We start from the raw sequence: 18,873 nt of genomic DNA, 5'->3' as shown, positions 1-18,873 counted from the left end.
CTCAAGGGAAGGACTCGTCTTCGAGCCTGGGAGATCTGATCCGCACCGCGGGAGAGAGCACTTTTCCACGGCCTTTCTCAGGTAAACAAGTCGAATCCCGGCCATCTCTTATCCCGCGAGATCGAGCCACGAAAAACACGAAGAAACAACACCAGTAGCAGAGCTGACCGAGAACACGTGCCCTTATTCCGTCAGCGTCGATAAGAAACGGAGCGTCGGCTCCTTCGCCCTCACTGTAGAGGAGTAGAAACTATGTGCGTTAACCCTTACTCAGACCCTCCCGGACGCACTTACAGCTCAATCCGTATTGGCATGTGGTGCACAGACGAAGAATACGATCTTAGGGACAAGCTCTGGAAAGTAATGACCCCCCAGAGAAATGCTGGAACTCCATCCCCGGAACCCCTTCCCCTGACGGATCACCGACCACAGTCTCACACCGCAGCGTCCAGAGTTCGACGAGCTCTACGACGAAGTAGAAGAAGACGGCTGGCTTGACACTTAACGCACCACAAGGCCCCAGGAAAAGAGCGGGCAGCACCTGGACCTCGTCACAATCAAAAGCTCTACGGGCACTTCGGACGGAGAGACCATATGGTTTCCCCACCCGTGGATGCCCCTGTGCGTCTGGGGGCTTCGTCCATGCAGTGATTTCTGCTTTAGAGATCTCACTGAGGAGGAGCGCCCCAAAATACTGCTTGCGTTGGTTTCTAAAATGGGATCGATAGCCCCCGTTTTGTGCCCCCGTTCGTTTTGACCGGCTGAACAGGGTTCGTGTATCGCGCACCGTAATGCCCGTTGCGGCGCTTCTGACTCTCGTCAAAGTCCTTGCCCCGTGGTGCATGTGCGGCCTCTTAATTTGGTGGGTTTGCGGTGGGAATAGTAACACGCGAGTAACTCCCGGCGGGAATGTAGGCCGATGGTACCCAAACGAGCTTCTCCCGGACGGTCAGGGACATTGTCTACATCGCTCATGATCCTAGGTATGCTCGTGACGTGATGCTCGGGTGGGACGGCCCGCCCTCAATGAGAGCGACGCAGGGGACGGCCCCATGACCATGAGGAGTTCCCCGATGCCCTGGGTAATTCTGGTTTGTTCTGGCATGTTCGAGGCCATCTGGGCGATGGCTTTGAATCGTATCGATGGCCTGTCGCGGCCGGTTCCCATCCTTGTTTTCCTGGCTGCCCTCACCGTCTCGATGGGTGGCCTGGGGTGGGCGCTCCGGTCAGTGCCCGTCGGCACCGGCTACGCCGTGTGGGTTGGCGTGGGCGCCGCCACCACGGTTACCTGGGCGATGCTCAGTGGTGTAGAAACATTCTCGGCAGTGAAGGTGATGCTCATCGTGGGCATTATCGCCTGCGTTATCGGTCTCAAGGTTGCATCTTGAATAGGGAGCCGTTGCCGAATCGCATTGTGGCCTAAAGGCTAGGGTTTGGTATTTGTTCCTGGTGCCTGATGCGTCTGTCAGTGCTTGGCTACCTATGAAACTGTTCGATGCCTGGGGTGGCTTCAAGCCGGCCGGCGGAGATACGTGAGTCTTGGGGGACGTTTGAGATATGCGGCGAGGCGTATTCGCGTTACGCTAACCGTGTCGGACTGGTAGATGCATATCTCACGAGAAGAGGATCAATCGTGTCTGCTCCCACGGATAACAGCAATAACCAGCCGTTCTACCCCACCCCGCCGTCGAATAACGGTTATCAGGGTGACAATCCGCTCCCGCAAGCGGCGTCGCCGGTGTACCAGTCTCAGCCGACCGGGCCGGTCGAGTATCCTCACGCAACGGCTGCCCTGGTGTGCTCCATCGTCGGAATCCTCATCGGCCTCCTCGCGATTGCCACGTGGATCTGGACCGGCACCATTAAGGGCAAAATCAACAAGGGTGCAAACTGGATCTGGGGCGGAAAGCTCAAGACCGCCTACTACATTTCCATGGTTGTCACCATTCTTGATATTGTTTTCGGCCTCATCAGGGCTTTTAATAGCTAGCCGTTCACATCCGTAACCGCCCCGGTTCCCAGACAGGCCGGGGCGGTTCATCATGCCGTCCACGCCGTGTGGACATCCGGCGGTATCCTGGGCCCTGCGTCGTGCGGGCCCTATCATCCGCCCCGCGCAGGCCGCATTTGTGTAGATCCCGACGTAGTCAGCCGTTGATCTTGGTTTGCCCCGGCGCCGCGCAGAAAGGTAACCCATGACTGTTCGTCCCATCCGCATCCTCGGTGATCCCGTGCTGCGCACCCCCTGCGCGCCCGTCACTGACATTGATGCCTCCATCCGCGCGCTCGTAGAGGATCTGCTGGACACCGTGGACGATCCGGGGCGCGCCGGCGTTTCCGCCAACCAGATTGGTGTCTCCCTGCGCGTGTTCTCCTGGAATGTGGACGGCCAGCTGGACTACATCATTAACCCCGTCATCACCTACCGCTCTAAAGAATTGCAGGATGGCGAGGAAGGGTGCCTCTCGGTCCCGGATCTCTGGTACCCGCTCGCGCGTTCCGAGGTTGCCCGCGCTGAAGGTATCGATCTCGATGGCCACCCCAAGATCGTTGAGGGCGACGACGTGTTGGGCCGCTGCATCCAGCATGAGGTTGATCACCTCGACGGCCACGTCTATCTTGACCGTCTGGACCGCGCCTGGCGGAAGGAAGCATTCCGGGACATTCGAGAGCGCCTGTAGGGTCGCCGTCAAGTACGACGCCGATTCGGCGTGCGGGTATGTCGACGTTGCTCGGTGCCGGCGGCGGACCCGGTTGCTCGTGGTGCCCGTCTAGGCGGCGCGAAGTTTCGGGTGTGATTGTTTGTCGACCGCGTATACTGGCGTTAATCGCGTTCGCGTGCGTGGGGTAGCACGGGGAAAGCCACCCACACGTAGGAGGTCCGCGATGAGCAATAAACACGCCGCTCGTGGCGTCATATTCATTCACTCAGTCATGCCGGCCGTTCAGCCTCACGTTGAATGGGCGGTATCAAGTGTGCTCGGATACGAGGTGCATTTTGAGTGGACTGAGCAGCCGGCTGCGCCGGAGATGAATCGTGCCGAACTCTCCTGGACCGGCGAAGTGGGCACGGGCGCCAAGCTCGCCTCCGCGCTCAACGGGTGGGAGCACCTTCGCTACGAAATCACCGAGGATCCCACATCCGTTTCCGAAGGTGGACGCTGGTCATACACACCCGGGCTGGGGATTTTCTACGCCCAAACGGACCTCACCGGCAACATGGTGATCCCCGAGGACCGCATCCGTTCAGCTATGGAACGCGGTGGGCAGGACCCGCGCGAACTGCGCCGCCTTCTTGATCTGGCACTCGGCCAGGCCTGGGACGACGAACTCGAAGTATTCCGTTACGCTGGCGCCGGCGCGCCGGTGCGCTGGCTCCACCGCGTGGGGTAGCGCGGCCAGTCACGGCGGGCCCGGCCATCCACCGGCCGAAATATAGCTAATTATTACTGCCCCGCAGCGAGTTCAGAGGCCCAGTGCCTGCCGAATTGCATCCGCGCTGAGCGGGCCCTCAGCGGGGGCGTCCGCGGCGACGTCGTCCGGGGTGGCGTAGAGCGCAAGCAAATCACCAAGTGTGGTGGCGGCGTCGATCGTGGTATCGGGTGCCCGGTGGTTCGTGGCCTTTTCCAATGCCACGGCCACGCTCCAGCGCGTCACAAGATCCACGGTGCTCAGCGGCATCTGCGGGCCGGCGGGGGTGACGCCTTCGGCGGATAGGGCATCATTCGCTACATCCAGCAACTCTGTGGTATTCATCGCGCCTCCAACCATGGACGGGTAGGGTCAAGTCATGGCCTTCCTCGACTTGATGCAACAGCTCTTCAAGCATACGCGGCAGGACCACACGGTGCCTGCTCGCGTGGCGGACCTACGCGCACGCCTCACACGGGATCCGAATGATACGGCGGCCTTCGACGAACTCGCCGCCATCGCCTACAGCGCGGACACCGAGCGGCAGCCGCGCGACCCGCTCACAGCAGATACCACCGCGCACATTGACGTGTCCGGCAACCTGGCCGTGTGGGCGCTGGCAGAAGAGCTCTCGTCTGATGCTGGTTCCTGGTACCCGCAGTTGCAACTGGCGAAACTGGCGCTACCTGGGGATCCGGAGCATGCCATACGCCTTCTCAACGTGGCTGTGGATCGGCGGGCCACGGACGAGGTACTCATCGAAGCGATGACCATCCTGCGCGAGGCGGGCCGAGCAGACGCGGCCATGAACCTGGGCGTGGCCCACTGGGATCCCGCGCGGCAAGGGACAGCGGTAGGTTCCACGCTCATTGAGGTGGCGTTAGCTGCCGGACGCGGCAACGAAGCCAAGGCGTACCTCCGCGAGCTCGCGCCCTACATTGACGAGGCCGCTCAGGCTGAACTCTCGGCCCACCTCGAGGCCGCGGAGTGAGGGCCGAGGCGGAGTGAGTGCCGGGCTAAGCACGGCGGCGAAAGGAGAAAAATGGCTCGATTTGTGGAGCTGCACCCGAAAAACCCTCAGCAGCGGCTGGTCACCAAGATTGTGGAGCACCTGCGAGGCGGCGCCGTGGCAGCCATCCCCACGGATTCCGCCTACGCAATTGTGTGCGCCATGGCAAACAAAGAGGGGCTGGAACGCATCCGCACCATTCGGCAGGTAGGCCCCAAGCATGATTTCACGTTCCTCTGCCACGATTTCTCTCAGCTAGGCAATCTGGTGACCGTCAACAACTCGGATTTCCGCCTCATCAAGCGGCTCACGCCCGGCCCCTACACATTCATTCTTAAGGGCACCAAGGAGGTGCCGCGCATGACGCTTAATGCGAAGAAGCACACGGTAGGCGTACGGATTCCGGATCACGTCATTGTGCAGACTATCCTTGCGGAAATGGGGGAGGCACTGCTCTCCTCCTCCCTGATCCTTCCCGGCCAGGATGACGCCATGACGGAAGGCTGGCAGGTGAATGATGCGATTGGGGATCTAGTGGACATTGTGGTGGACGGTCCGGTGGGTACCGACTACACCACCGTCATCGATTTGCTGCAGCGCACCATCATTCGTGAGGGTGCGGGCAGTACGGAAGGGATTGATCTGTGAGGCCAGTACTCATTGACCTGGACGGCACACTTCACGATTCTGCGGCCATTGTGACCGAGGCGCTGGACGCCATGGTGCGTGACAAATTGGGGGAGGTGCATCCGCGAGAGTACTACCTCCGTTTCGTTGGCCCGCCGCTGACCGAAACCATGAAAACACTGGGCGGGCCCGAACGAGTGGACGAGCTCGTTGCCGCCTACCGTGAGTACTACGGCGCACGCATGCTCCGCACTCAGCTATTTCCCGGCATGCGGCACATGCTTGAAGTGTTGGATGCGGCCGGCGTGCCCATGGCCGTGGCCACGTCCAAGACCCTGACATTCACCCACCGCATCCTTGAGCATCAGGGCGTGGCCCATCATTTCCGGGCTATCTGCGGTGCGCCGGATTCGGCCCGCAATTCCACCAAGGCCACGGTGGTGGCGGATGCGCTTCGGCAGTTGGAGGCGCAGGGCGTGGATATCAGCAGCGCGCTCATGGTGGGGGATCGCAAGCACGACGCCGAGGGTGCCGCTGCTAATGGGCTTCCGACGGTTCTGGTCACCTGGGGTGCCGCGCCTGAGAGTGAATACGAACTGGCGTGGCGTACGGTGAACACGGCCGAGGAGCTTACTGAGCTGCTGCTGGACTTTTCGCGCGGCAAAGTGGAGCCGGTACTGGTGTAGACGGTGGGCGGCCGCCGGCCATACCGACTACGTATATATAGAGGGAGGGGTTGGCCCGCGGGCCAACCCCTCCCTTGTACTAGTGGTACTTACTTCACCTGAGCATCAAACTCATCCGGAATCGCCTGGCCGGCGGCCGGATTGAAGAGGTCATACTTATCGATGGCCTGCTTGACGAGGCTGCGATCCACCTGGCCGGCGTCGGCGAGCGCCTGAAGCGCACGCACCACCATGCTGGCGTCATCTACGTGGAAGTAGCGACGCGCTGCCGGGCGGGTATCGGAAATACCGTCGCCGTCGGCACCCAGCGTGTAGTAGGGGTTCGGCACCCATTCGCGGATGGAATCCTGCACCTGGTGATCGTAATCCGAGGTGGCGATGACCGGGCCCTCTGCACCCTGCAGCTTGTTGGTCAGGTAGGCAACCTGCGGCGCCTCCTCCGGGTGAAGGAAGTTGTGCTTGTTGGCCTCGAGGCCGTTGCGGCGGAGTTCGTACCAGGACGTGACGGACCATACGGCCGCATCCACGCCCCAGTCATCCCGGAGCATCTTCTTGGCGTAGCGGGCCCACGGCACACCCACACCGGAGGCGAGCAGCTGCACCTTGGGGCCACCCAGGTTGTCGTGCTCCTCCACCTTGTGGATACCGTGAATGATGCCATCCACGTCCACGTTCTCCGGCTCCTTCGGCTGGTGAATCGGCTCGTTGTACACGGTCAGGTAGTACATGACGTTCTGATCGCGCCCGTCCGAACCATCACCGTACATGCGGGTGAGACCGTCACGGAAGATGTAGCCAACCTCGTAGGCGTAGGCCGGATCGTAGATCACGACGGCCGGGTTCGTGGAAGCCAGCACCGGCGAATGGCCGTCCATGTGCTGCTTGCCCTCGCCCGTCAGCGTGGTACGGCCGGCGGTGCCACCAATGATGAAGCCGCGGGCCTCCGCGTCCATGCCCTGCCAGAACTGATCGCCTGTGCGCTGGAAGCCGAACATCGAGTAGAAGATGTAGAACGGCACCATCGGCACGCCGTGGGTGGCGTAGGAGGTACCCACCGCATTGAATGCGGCCACCGAACCGGCCTCGGAAATGCCGGTGTGCATGAGCACGCCGTTCGTGGCCTCGCGGTAGGAGAGCAGCGTATCCGCATCAACCGGGGTGTAATCCTGGCCCAGGGTGTTGAAGATCTTCTGGGACGGGAACATGGACTCCATGCCGAAGGTGCGCGCCTCATCCGGGACGATCGGCACCATGCGGAAGCCGAAGTCCTTATCGCGGATAATGTCCTTGACGATACGAACAAGGGCCATCGTGGTGGCTACGCGCTGCTTGCCGGAGCCCTTCTTCACGCTCTTGAATGCCTTGTCCGCCGGCAGCTTGACGCCACCCTTGAACACGCGCCGCTGGGGGAGCGAGCCACCCAGCTCGGTGCGGCGAGCCTTGATGTACTGAAGTACTTCGTCGCTGTCATCCGGCTTGTAGAACGGGACGTTGAACGGATCCTCCAGAGCCGAATCCGGGAGCGGAATCTCGTTGCGATCGCGCAGATCCTTGAAGTTCTGGGTGGTCAGCGTATCCATCTGGTGGGTGGCATTGCGGCCCTCGAAGTCCGGGCCCAGGCCGTAGCCCTTAATGGTCTGCGCCAGAATCACGGTGGGCTGGCCCTTGTGGGCCAGGGCCGCGCGCATGGCGGTAGCAATCTTCACCGGATCGTGCCCGCCACGATGCATGTTGAACAGGTCATCATCCGACATGTTCTCCACCATCTGCTTCGTGCGCGGATCGCGACCGAAGAAGTTCGTACGTACCCAGGCGCCGTCGAACGTAGGCATGCCCTGAATATCGCCGTCGAGCGTGGTGCTCATCAGCTTGGTGAGGGCGAGATCCTTGTCTTTGCGGAGCAGCTCATCCCACTCGGAGCCCCACACAACCTTGATGACATTCCAGCCGGCGCCCTTGTAGGAGGCCTCGAGCTCGTCGAGGATCTTGCCGTTGCCGCGTACCGGGCCGTCCAGACGCTCCAGGTTGACGGAGACCACGTGTGTCAGGTTGTCCAGCTTCTGCTGGCCGGCGAAGTGCAGGAAGCCACGCGATTCGGCTTCGTCCATCTCGCCGTCGCCCATGAGGCCCCACACGTGCTGATCGGTGGTGTCCTTGATGCCACGGCCGGTCAGGTACTTGTTGAACCAGGCCTGGTAGATGGAGAACACGATGCCCAGACCGAGGGACACGGTGGGGAACTGCCAAAAGTCCGGCATGGAACGCGGGTGGGCGTAGGAGGATAGACCACGTCCCCCGCCCGGGCGGGATGCTTCCTGACGGAACGTCATGAGATCCGCTTCGCTCAGCCGGCCCTCGAGGAACGCGCGGGAGTAGAGGCCTTCGGCGGAGTGACCCTGGAAGAACACCTGATCGCCGCCGCCCGGCGCATCCGGACCGCGGAAGAAGTGGTTGAGGCCCACCTCCCAGAGGGTGGACTGACCGGCGTAGGAGGAAATGTGGCCGCCAACGTCCACGCCCGGACGCTGTGCACGGGTCACCAGTACTGCTTCATTCCACCGAACCCAGTTAGCGAACTTGCACTCCGCCTCGAGATCCCCGGGATAGGGCAGCTGATCGGAGGCCGGAATGGTGTTGATGTAGGGAGTGACCAGCTCCGGGCCTAGATCCACACCCTTCTGCCGCGCGTGTTCGGCCGCCATGGAGAGGACGTACTTGGCGCGCTCCGTACCATTCGTTTCGACGAGGTCATTGACCGACTCCACCCATTCGCGGGTTTCTTCGGGATCCGAATCCGCAATCTGGCTCAGTTGGCCAATGTGGACCTGGTCGGACTCACCTTGTGAGCTCACGAGAATCTCCCTTGATTGATTGACATGCTGCCGGAACTACACCTTAAAGGCGGTAGTTCAACATTGTCATTCTACAGAGATTCCTGGGAGATGCTGGAGAGAATCGGGTAGAAGGTCCCACGGCTGCTGTGATTGAGGCGACGTGGCTGGAGGATAGAGCGGACGACGCCGTTTTCGTGCGTGCAGGCGCGGCGCCAAACGGCCTTGCGCGGCAAAGTTGAGGGGATTGTCGCGCGTATTTTATTTGCATTGGCGCTCAAAATAGGGTGCGATTAGTGCATGACTTCGTACGGTTTCGAGGCTGGCAACGTTATCCAGGAATTCGGGTATGACGATGATGTTGCCGGGGAGATTCGAGAGGATATTGAGAAGGCCACCGGGGAATCACTGGTGGATGAGGATTATCAGGGGATTGTGGACGGCGCCCTGGCGTGGTGGCGTGCCGATGATGGCGACGCCGACGATCTTGCCGATCTGCTTATTGATATGAAGGCAAATTTTGATTCGGAACATGCGGTCGCTTGGCTGCTGGTACCGGCGCCTCGTCAGCCAGGGTACGTACCCCACACGGTGATTGAGGAGGCAGCCACTACCGCGGGTATGCAGGCCACCACATCTCAGGCAATTTCCGATGATTGGACGGGTGTGCGCTTGGCAGCGATGGGGTTGCGGGCGTAATGTAAGTAGGCAAACGCTTGGGCGGTATGCCGCCCTCGGGACCCGTAGCTCAGTTGGTTAGAGCACTGCGTTTACACCGCAGGTGTCATCGGTTCGAATCCGGTCGGGTCCACAAATAAAGTTGTCAAACATGCGCGCGTATCAGCAGTCCGTTTTCTATGTGGTATTGCGCTGTCTGCCGCGTTATTTCGTCACCCTCGCACGTCCGATTGGGCGGTGTGCAGAACGCGGGCACCTACCTCGGAAGAATGGGATACGTACCGCTCCGGCGTCGTCCCGCGCACAAACGGGCACCGATTCGCGGCAAACTTAATGACGTAGGGCCTATTTTTGCACGAATGAGGGGAGTAGCGCGATTCCCCGCGTATTCGGGTGAAATCCACGAAATACCCGCGCGAAGGACACCAGCGGGGATAGCTTGAGGCTGTTACGCAAATCTGGTTTCCGAGGTGCACAGGGCTGTGTCCCGGTAATCCTGAGGTGCGCGCAACATCCCCGTCAGTGCGGCAGCGTTGCCGCCTCCTAACCACGATATAGAGAGACGAGAATGAAGCGATTTCGAATAAGAAAATGGGGCGGCCTGGTGGCCTTCGCAACGACGGTCTCCCTCTGCGGCATCTCACCCGCAGCCGCAGGTGCCACCTCCTATGACTACACGGCGCTCGACCAGAGCAGTATGACGGCCGTGGCGGCGGACTCCGTAGAGACATCCGGTGAAGGAGCTAACGGTCCGATTGCGCTCGTGCTCGATGGGAACAAGGACACCTACTGGCATACGAAGTGGGTGGGCGGTGAGGACCCGCTTCCGCACTGGTTTGTCATTGATCTGGGTGCGGAGGTGAACAACCTGGGGCGCGTGACGCTCACGCCGCGCCAATCCTCGAATGGCTCGGGTCGTGTGGGTGACTACGAGGTCCAGGTGAGCACGGATACGCAGTGCAGCGCAGCCAGTACGGTGGACGCCGCCGAATTCACGACGGTGAGTGACGGGTCCGTGGAGGCCAAGCCCGCTTCCGGCAAACTCGCCGACGTTAACGTCACGTTCACACCCACGAAGGCACGGTGCGTCAAGGTGATTTACAAGTCCGCATGGGGTGGAAACGATACGTCGAAGCAACCCGGTTCGCTCGCCGAATTTGGTGCGGCGACGGCGGTGGCGCGCGAGACTACGGATCCGGTACCGGGTGATGGGCCACAGATTGAGGTGCCCGAGGGCGCCCCGACCATTACGGATGGCGAGCTCACGGTGCGGACACACCCGGACTTTCCGCAGGTGGTGGACTACCAACTGGGCGGAAAACAAATCGCGGGCAAGTACGGAGACGCCATTTCCTCCGTTCTGGTGAACGGGAAGGCCACGGCCGTGACGGTCGGTACCCCCACCGTTTCCAAGGACCACGCCTCGGTTACCTACCCGGTGACCACGGCCCTGGACGGTGTGGGCTTTGACGCGACGATGAGCGTGAAGAACGCTGTGCTCAGCTACCAGCTGACGATGAAGGATCCTTCGCGGCAGGTGACAACGATCCAGATTCCAGATCTGGACCTGGTCAGCCTCACCGGGAAGGACACGGCTTCCCAGCTCATGGCCGCCACCATCCAGACCAGCCGCGCCTATGACAACAACGGAAACGCGAACGCCAACTATAAGCCGGGCGATACCCTCATTCAGGTGAGTGGCGCGGAGGCTAAGGCCGCCACGAAGGCGTACATGATTACGGCGGCGTCGAGCGAGCTGGCCGCCGGATTTGAAACTAACGCCATCACGGGAACTGATAACAACTCCCGTTTTGTCTACAAGGTAAAGACGGATGTTGCGGGACAGAACGTTGCGACCATCTCTCCTGATGCCTGGACCTACTGGGCTAGCTCGGTGAAGAAGCTCGCCGATGCGGGCAGCGCTAATATTGGCCACGATGCCGAGCCCATGGTCAAGGTAAAGATCACCGCCGACGCGAATGCGGACGGTGCGGTGACCTGGCAGGACGGTGCAATTGCTACTCGCGACATTCTCACGGTGGCGGTGGGCCGCGACGAAGTGAAGAACAATGTGATCCAGCGGATCCCGTTCAACATCGTTTCGCAGGCCACGCACCCGTTCCTCCGGACGCTCGACGATACGAAGCGCATCTCCCTGGAAACGGACAACCTCGGCCAGCAGGCCCTCCTCAAGGGATATCAGGCAGAGGGACATGATTCGGCACAGGGAGATTACGCCAACCACTACAACGAACGTGCCGGAGGGCTTGAGGATCTCAAGACTCTCACCGAGGAAGGGAAGAAGTACAACGCCAGTTTCGGCATCCATGTCAATGCAACCGAATCCTATTCAGAGGCCAACTGCTTCTCCGACGGCATGAACGGCTACAACAGTGACAAGGTAGCGGCTCCCTGCCAGATTTCCATGCCGCCATCGGCAGCATGGGGATGGATGAACCAGGCCTACTACATGGACCGCAACCTGGACCTGGGCTCGGGCAACGTGCTGGCCCGGCTCGATCAGCTGCGGGAAGAATTCCCGGCGGATTCTAACCTCAACTTCCTCTACTGGGACGTGTACTACGGCTCGGGTTGGGAAGCGCAGCGGTTCGCCTCAGAGATGGAAAAGCAGGGGTGGCGCCTCGGCTCGGAGTGGGCCTATGGCATGCCGTCCTACTCGACGTGGTCCCACTGGGCCACTGATGAACCGTATGGAGGCGTGTCAACCAAGGGGCTGAACTCTCAGCTGATTCGTTTCGTGGAGAACTCCTACCGTGACACCTTCAACCCGGATCCCATGCTTGGCAATGCCGGCATTCAGGATTTCGAGGGGTGGACGGGCCACGCGGATCACACGGCATTCATTAAGAACGTGTGGGAGCATAACCTCCCAACCAAGTTCCTCCAGCAGTCCGACATTATGAGTTGGACCCCCGCGGCGAACGGTGAAACCGGCAAGGTTGTCTTTAAGAACGGCACCACCGTGACCTCCGCGGTGGACCATATCGCCGGATATCCAACCTCCCCAACCAATCGCACCATCACGTACGACGGCGCCACGGTGTTCAAGACCGATGGCTCCTATCTCCTTCCCTGGAAGGACGGCGGTACCAACCGCCTCTACTACTGGAACCCGGGCAATGCCACGGCTACCTGGAAGCTCACCGACGCCTGGAGCGCGCAGTCCTCGCTCACGCTCTTCAAGCTGACGGACATGGGCCGTGTCAAGGTAGCCGACGTTGCCGTGACGAATGGAACCATCACCCTTCCGGCCACGGAGGATGATACGGCCTACGTGCTGTATCCGACGTCTGCGGTTCCGGCTGCTGTCACGCCAAACTGGGGCGAAGGCACGCATATCAAGGATCCCGGTTTCTTCTCCGGAACCCTTGACTCCTACCGGGTGACCGGTTCGGCGTCGGTCACGAAGACGGACCGGCAGAACTACCAGGCGGAACTGGCCGCGGGCGAGGCGGCGTCGATCTCTCAGGACATCACGCTTCCCGCCGGTGACTATTCGATGTGGGCGTGGGTGGAGATCCAACCCGGGCAAACGCGCGACGTGACGGTTGCCGCCATGGGCGACGGTATCACCGCAACGAACTACCAGGCCTCCCCGAAGGCGGGCACGGTGGCCACCACCATCCACTCCTCGGCGGCGGTTAACGCGACGGCGTCGGACGAAAAGCTGGGCACCTACTTCCAGCGCGTCCCCGTGTTCTTCCATACGGACGGCAGCCCGTTCACGTTCGAGGTAGCGGCTGCAAAGGGCAACGCGACCGTGGACATCGATGACCTCCGCGTGGTGGCCTACCGGAACATGGCGACGAAGGAGAACCCGGAGACGGTGTTCTATACCGACTTCGAGGACACGGACACTGGCTACTGGCCGTTTGTCACCGGTTCAACGAACGCGGGCGGGGACGCTCGCACTCAGCTGGCGGAGCGCCATGAGCCGTATTCACAGTCCGGCTGGTGGGGCAAGGTGACCGGCTCCGGCATCGAAGAGGGACAGAAGTATCTCGACAACGTGCTTGATGGACACTGGTCCCTCCTGGCTCACCAGGAGAATCAGGGCCTCATCCTTCGCACGGCCGAAGGCTCGATCCCGCTCGAGGCCAACACCACCTATCGGGTGACATATGACTACCAGGCCGCGTTCAACGGCGATTACGCGATGATCCTTGGACACGATGAGGCCAGCGGCAGCGCCTGGAAACAGGTGACCGACGAAACCTGGCCGATTGCCCAGACACGCGGAACGGGCTGGAAGGACAGCTCCGGAACCGCGGGCGAGGGAACGAAGACCTTCACGAAGGAATTCACGGTGGGCGAGAACCCCACGTTCCTCGGCATCACGAAGTCCGGCAGCGAGGATCAGGGCGACCTGGTGATCGATAACTTCCGCGTGGAGAAACTGGGCATCCTGCCCACCACGTCGCTCACCGCGGAGGCCCAGGAAAGCGAGGATTCTTCGCACTATCAGATGCTCGTCACCTCAACGGTGAGCCTGCCCGAAGGGGCGGCGGGTAACGCGACGAATGTCCAGCATGCGGTGAGCGTGCCCGACGGGTGGACGCTTACATCCGCCACATCGGGTGAGACCATTGTCAAGCCTGGCGAGAAGTCCGTGGCCACCTGGACGCTGACCATTCCGAAGGGGGCGGAGCCCGGGGACATCTCGTTCACGGGTACGTGGACCTTCGATGGCGCGGAGGGCTCCGGAACTCAGACAGTGCACGTGGATCCGGCAAACTTCCCGCTTGCCAACCCGATTGGTGGGTCTGACCTCACCGTGGTGGATGTCTCTTCGGAGCAGAAGTCCGGTGAACCGGCACCGAACGGGCCGGCCGCCGCGGCGATTGACGGTGATGCGAGCACATACTGGCACACCCAGTGGGGTCCGGACCTGCCCTACCCGCATTACATTGTTCTTCAGCCGAAGGCTGCGGCTGCCGACGAGAACGTGACATGCACGATGACGGGCATCGAGTACACGGCTCGGCAGGGTGCGATGAACGGACGCGTGAAGGGCTACGAGATCTACGTCTCCACCGATGGGGCGAACTGGGGTGATCCCGTTGCCACGGGTGAACTCGCGGACGTGACCACCCCGCAGGTGATTGAGTTCGCCCAGCCCGCGGCGGGCACCTACGTCAAGATGGTGCAAACCAGTTCCCAGAACGGTAAGGCCTACGGTGGGGCGGCGGAGATCCGCCTGGGTGGCACCTGCACGTCCGAGGCGGAGCCGACGGATTCGCCGACGGATTCGCCGTCCGTTACGCCGACGGATTCTCCCACGGGGACACCCACCGATTCGCCATCTGCTGGGCCTTCCGGCACTGCTACGGATAAGCCCTCGGAGTCTCCGACGACGCCGGGTACCTCCGGCGGTCCCAGCGGCTCGGCTGGGTCCGGTGCGTCCGCCAGTGCAACGCCGGGTGGTTCCGCGGGTACAACGGCACCGGGCGGCTCTGGTTCGGTAACGATCAAACCAAGCCCAACGCCGTCCGGTGAAGGGCTGGCGCACACGGGCGTGAATGCCGCGGTGCTGGCGCTGGTGGCGCTCAGCCTGCTCGGTACCGGCCTGGTGGTGAGGGCGCGCAAGGACGCCTAACGAGCTGTGGGGAGGAAACACGGGTTTCCTCCCCACCATTGTCGGGGCCCTCGTTTTCTGGGCAGCGGCTCTCATTTTGACATGGTGTCCACCTCGGCATACCCGTCGTCGCACGTGCTCTCGCTACGTGAGGACGGGCGCAGCAAGAAGGACGTAACAATGCATTATTTGCGAAAACTATCGTTTCTATTCGCCGTGGTCCTCGCGTTGGCGGGTGGAGGCCTCGCTGCGCTTCCAGCCAGTGCCGCGGAATCCGGCGTGACCAACCTTGCCCCTCACGGCACCGCCAGTGCCTCCGGCCAGGAGGTGGCGGGTCAGTGGGGCCCCGAACTAACTATCGACGGCAATACCGGTGGCGACGTCACGTTCCGCGATCAAGGCGCAAACTTCCGCGACCCGGTGGCATCCCGCTGGTCCGCGAATTCGGCGGACCGGGTGTGGCTAGCGGTCGATCTCGGGGCACCCGCGGACATTAGCCATGTGACGGTTACCTGGGGTAAGCAGTACGCAACAAACTATGCGATCGAAGCCTCAACGGACGGAAACACCTGGACGCCGGTGGCGGTGAACCTGGCCGGTGCGGCGTCGTCGGCGATTGATACGGATACCACGACCGCGGGCCTACCAACCACGGCGCGCTACTGGCGCGTGTCCACGAGTGCCCGCAACTCGCAGTGGCCCATAGGGATCTGGGAGTTCGAGATATTTGGCGTGTTCACGGACAATCCGGGGAATACATCTGAGGAATCCGGGACCGCGTTGCCCGCGCTTATCCCGCAGCCGGTCACCTACGAGGCCACCGATGGGGAGCCATTCACGCTTGAAAAAGATGCGGCAATCCTTGCAACCGGAGCCGGGGTAGCCGAGGCGGAACGCTTTGCTACCGGCCTGCGGGCAGCGACGGGATTCGCACTTCCTGTTGCTCAATCCTCGGCGGATGCGGTGGCCGATATTCGGTTTGTTCTGGATGCGGGAGGGCCCGCCGGGGAGGCCTACACCCTCGATGCGGACTCGGGCGGGGTAAGCGTGATGGCGTCGACAGCTCACGGACTATTTAACGGCGCGCAGACACTACGTCAACTGTTCGGACCGTGGGCTTCTTATGAGTCCGTGACAAACGGGCCGTGGACGTTCCCGGCCGTGCACATTACCGATCAGCCGCGGTTCGGATACCGCTCAATGATGCTCGATCCATCCCGTTCGTTCCTCACGGTGGAGGAGGTAAAGGAAGCGGTAGACGCCTACTCACGGTTCAAACTCAACTATCTGCACCTCCACCTGGCCGACGATCAGGGCTGGCGCATCGAAATTACGAACGATGGGCGCGCAGAGGGCGACACCATCGACTACACGCGGCTCACCTCCGTGTCCGGGCAGACGGCAATCGGTGCCACGCGATTCAACACCGACGCGGGTGTGCCGGGCTACTACACGCAGGATGACCTACGCGAGATCGTCGCCTACGCCCAGGCGCGTCACGTGACCGTGGTGCCGGAAATCGACATGCCCGGGCATACCGAGGCCGCCCTCCACGCAATTCCGCAGCTCAATACGCCCGGTTCTTCGCACAATGGCACGGTGAATAGCAGCGGGCAGACGATCACGGATTCGGCTCGCTACCTCACGGCGGATGCAAACACGACGGCGGATGTGGGTTACTCCTACCTTGATCCGAACTCGGAGGCAACGTGGACCTTTATCAACCACGTGGTCGATCAGGTGTCTGCGATCACCAAGGCGCCGTACTTCCACTTCGGCGGGGATGAATCCCAGGAGATGACGAAGACGGCCGCGGGGAAGGCATCCTATGAGGCATTCGTGACAAAAGCGGCTACGCTCATCCGGGAGAAAGGGCTCACGCCGATCGGATGGAACGAGGCCGCGGCGGGAACGCAGCAGCCGGGAGATGTGCTTCAGGCGTGGTCCGCGGGTGTGGGCAACGCGGTCAGCAGCGAAGGCGCGCAGGTCATCTACTCGCTGGCGGGAAATACGTACTTCCCACAGCGTCCCGGCACGGACGTGGCGGGGCCCAATTGGGCGTGCGGTAGCGCCGGATACTGCGGCATTAACGCGTTCTACAACTATGATCCGGCCTCCGTTGCGGGTTCGGATGCGGCAACACTGGGCGTGGAAGGTGCCATGTGGAATGAGCACATGCGTTCAATCCAGGACATTTTCTTCCTTGAGTTTCCGCGTGCGGCCGCGACCGCCGAGGTGGCGTGGTCGCCCGAGGCTGTGCGTGCGGGCAAGGTGGCTCAATTCCGTGACCGGCTGACGAATATCCTGCCCGCGCTTACCGCCTCTGGGGTGGATTTCTACCAGGGCGATGCGGTGACTACGAATCCGCAGGTGGCCGGTGTGGATACCCGCGTGGCCGAGGCGGGGGCATCTGTAACGCTCGGTTACGGATACTCGCCGGCGACAACCTTGGAGCAGGTATCAGCCGCCATTTCGTGGGTGAAGGCGGGGTCCGAGGTTGCGACCGACGACGCCGTGGACGCCACGGTGGAGCGGCCCTATCTGCCCGGCACTACCTCTACTCACAATGACCGCCAACAGAACGGGCTCTTCACGCTGAGCGCGGCGGCACCTAACGCGCCGGGCACGTACCTCGGCACGCTTTCCTTGACGGTTGGCGGTAACACCGTAAAAGATACGGTGACCGTCACGGTGAAGGCGGAGGAGCCGGGAGGCCCGGAAGAAACAGATTCGTCCACCTGCACGCCCTCGGGTTCGGACGTACCATCCGGATCCTCAACACCGGGTAGTGGGGGTTCGACGTCGGCTGGGCCCGGTGTGTCCGCGAGCGCGACGACGCCGGGTGGTTCCGTGCCAGGCGGTTCCGCAAGTGCGGCGCCGAGTGAGACCGGAACGAGCAGCACTGGGCCGACTGGCACGGGGCCGACGACGCCCGTGCCACCGGCAACGACTGGTCTGCTGGCGCATACGGGCATGAATACCGCGGTCATGGTGCTGGCGGCACTCGGCCTGCTCGGTACCGGCCTGATACTGCGGGCGCGGAGGGACGCATAACCGGCAGGGCGGCGGCACATGGCCGCCGCCCTGCGTCCCGGGCAGAAAGCGTGGCAGATGTGTACCTTTAACCGGGGAGGAGGCGCGGCGTGAGTAATAAGCAGAAATCCACCGGCGGGCACCGGGAAAACAGGCGGAAACGCGTCATGGCCATTTGCCTGGTGACGTTAGTGGTTGTTGCGGCCGGCGTTGGCATAGCCATGAGGAGGAGCCGGCCAGCGGTGCCAACGGTGGCGTTAACCATTGATGGTCAGCGAATTTCCGAGGAGGAATTCAAGTTCGCCGTTAATGAGGTGAAAAACCAGGTGGTCATGCAAATGGTTCCCGATGGCGGGGAGGTCCCCACCGACTTCTGGACCAGCAATACCAAAGGATCCTCGGCGTACGCCGTCGCTGATGCGGCGGTGAGCGACCTCGCCTACCGGTATGCCTTCTACGACGTGGCAGCACAGGGCAAACTCATTGACTCGAACAGCTGGACGTCGGTGAAGAAGCGCTACGAGGCGGAGAACGCGTCGCGGGAGAAGAAAATAGAGAACGGCGAACCCGTCTATGGACTCACCGAATATGACATGTCTACGTTTGTCAGCTATGACATGAGCAGACTTGAGGAGCAATACGTCAGTGATGCTTCTCTACCGGGCATGGAACTCACCGACCAGCAGATTGTGGACCATTTCAATTCGAAGGAATGGACACTAGAGGATGGCTCTCCCGCCACGCTTGACGACGTACGTCCGAACGTGGTGATGGACTTGCGACGGGAGCTCTTCGCACAGATGGTCAAGAAAGCACAGGCTAGCGAGAAAATAGATACCCGCATGGAGGACCTTGCGTCTATTGTGTCCGGCTATATGAAGTAATCGGTTAACCGACGAGGACAATTTTTCCCACTGTTGGCGCGAAAATCGATTGTGACATAAACAACGGGTGGGCATAATAAGCCCTATGTTCCACGTGCAACATGCTCAAAGACGAGCA

13 protein-coding genes and 1 tRNA gene are annotated in these 18,873 nt (G+C 61.5%); 12 read left to right on the top strand and 2 right to left on the bottom strand.

Annotated elements, in window-relative coordinates; genetic code table 11:
- Positions 1-1,073: 1,073 nt before the first annotated feature.
- The 4 genes from EIH27_RS03680 to EIH27_RS03665 all read left to right on the top strand — a co-directional run bounded on the left by EIH27_RS03680 (position 1,074) and on the right by EIH27_RS03665 (position 3,393).
- Positions 1,074-1,388, top strand: coding sequence for a DMT family transporter (locus EIH27_RS03680; protein WP_124039601.1), 315 nt, complete (start codon positions 1,074-1,076; stop codon positions 1,386-1,388).
- A gap of 245 nt (positions 1,389-1,633) precedes the next feature.
- On the top strand, positions 1,634-1,990 hold the full coding sequence (locus EIH27_RS03675) for a hypothetical protein (protein ID WP_124039600.1): 357 nt from the start codon (positions 1,634-1,636) through the stop codon (positions 1,988-1,990).
- Positions 1,991-2,195: 205 nt separating this feature from the next.
- Entirely contained in the window at positions 2,196-2,681 is a 486-nt protein-coding gene (gene def / locus EIH27_RS03670) for a peptide deformylase (RefSeq protein ID WP_124039599.1), read from the top strand.
- 205 nt (positions 2,682-2,886) lie between these two features.
- Positions 2,887-3,393 carry a DUF3145 domain-containing protein gene (locus tag EIH27_RS03665; RefSeq protein ID WP_124039598.1) on the top strand — a complete coding sequence of 169 codons (507 nt, stop codon included), beginning with the start codon at positions 2,887-2,889 and terminating at the stop codon, positions 3,391-3,393.
- Positions 3,394-3,465: 72 nt separating this feature from the next.
- On the opposite strand, the gene EIH27_RS03660 is transcribed toward EIH27_RS03665, so the two are convergent.
- Positions 3,466-3,756, bottom strand: a complete 291-nt coding sequence (locus EIH27_RS03660; protein ID WP_124039597.1) for a hypothetical protein — start codon at positions 3,754-3,756, stop codon at positions 3,466-3,468.
- A 34-nt stretch (positions 3,757-3,790) separates the two neighbouring features.
- Here EIH27_RS03660 and EIH27_RS03655 point away from each other — a divergent pair, with 34 nt between their 5' ends.
- Genes EIH27_RS03655 through EIH27_RS03645 form a run of 3 tightly spaced genes read left to right on the top strand, consistent with a single transcriptional unit; the run spans position 3,791 to position 5,733 of the window.
- The gene (locus EIH27_RS03655; protein WP_124039596.1) at positions 3,791-4,402 is read left to right on the top strand and encodes a hypothetical protein; all 612 of its coding nucleotides are present in this window, start codon (positions 3,791-3,793) and stop codon (positions 4,400-4,402) included.
- A 51-nt stretch (positions 4,403-4,453) separates the two neighbouring features.
- Positions 4,454-5,068, top strand: coding sequence for an L-threonylcarbamoyladenylate synthase (locus EIH27_RS03650; protein ID WP_124039595.1), 615 nt, complete (start codon positions 4,454-4,456; stop codon positions 5,066-5,068).
- A complete protein-coding gene (locus tag EIH27_RS03645) occupies positions 5,065-5,733 on the top strand; it encodes an HAD hydrolase-like protein (protein ID WP_124039594.1) in 669 nt (222 codons plus the stop codon). The genes EIH27_RS03650 and EIH27_RS03645 overlap by 4 nt, the downstream gene beginning before the upstream one ends.
- An 89-nt stretch (positions 5,734-5,822) precedes the next feature.
- On the opposite strand, the gene aceE is transcribed toward EIH27_RS03645, so the two are convergent.
- Positions 5,823-8,585: a pyruvate dehydrogenase (acetyl-transferring), homodimeric type gene (gene aceE / locus EIH27_RS03640; RefSeq protein WP_124039593.1), complete on the bottom strand. Its 2,763-nt coding sequence runs from the start codon at positions 8,583-8,585 to the stop codon at positions 5,823-5,825.
- A gap of 279 nt (positions 8,586-8,864) precedes the next feature.
- Here aceE and EIH27_RS03635 point away from each other — a divergent pair, with 279 nt between their 5' ends.
- The 5 genes from EIH27_RS03635 to EIH27_RS03615 all read left to right on the top strand — a co-directional run bounded on the left by EIH27_RS03635 (position 8,865) and on the right by EIH27_RS03615 (position 18,755).
- Positions 8,865-9,263 carry a DUF3052 family protein gene (locus EIH27_RS03635; RefSeq protein ID WP_124039592.1) on the top strand — a complete coding sequence of 133 codons (399 nt, stop codon included), beginning with the start codon at positions 8,865-8,867 and terminating at the stop codon, positions 9,261-9,263.
- A 38-nt stretch (positions 9,264-9,301) separates the two neighbouring features.
- Positions 9,302-9,375 (top strand) — tRNA-Val (locus EIH27_RS03630).
- A 435-nt stretch (positions 9,376-9,810) separates the two neighbouring features.
- On the top strand, positions 9,811-14,859 hold the full coding sequence (locus EIH27_RS03625; RefSeq protein ID WP_124039591.1) for an endo-alpha-N-acetylgalactosaminidase family protein: 5,049 nt from the start codon (positions 9,811-9,813) through the stop codon (positions 14,857-14,859).
- Positions 14,860-14,940: 81 nt separating this feature from the next.
- On the top strand, positions 14,941-17,892 hold the full coding sequence (locus EIH27_RS03620; protein WP_124039590.1) for a family 20 glycosylhydrolase: 2,952 nt from the start codon (positions 14,941-14,943) through the stop codon (positions 17,890-17,892).
- Between the two features lie 89 nt (positions 17,893-17,981).
- A complete protein-coding gene (locus tag EIH27_RS03615) occupies positions 17,982-18,755 on the top strand; it encodes a SurA N-terminal domain-containing protein (RefSeq protein ID WP_124039589.1) in 774 nt (257 codons plus the stop codon).
- Positions 18,756-18,873 lie beyond the last annotated feature (118 nt).

The organism is Neoactinobaculum massilliense, assembly GCF_900604955.1.
Lineage (GTDB): Bacteria > Actinomycetota > Actinomycetes > Actinomycetales > Actinomycetaceae > Neoactinobaculum > Neoactinobaculum massilliense.
Note: the sequence above shows the minus strand (reverse complement) of the source record. Positions and strands in the feature narration are given on the sequence as shown.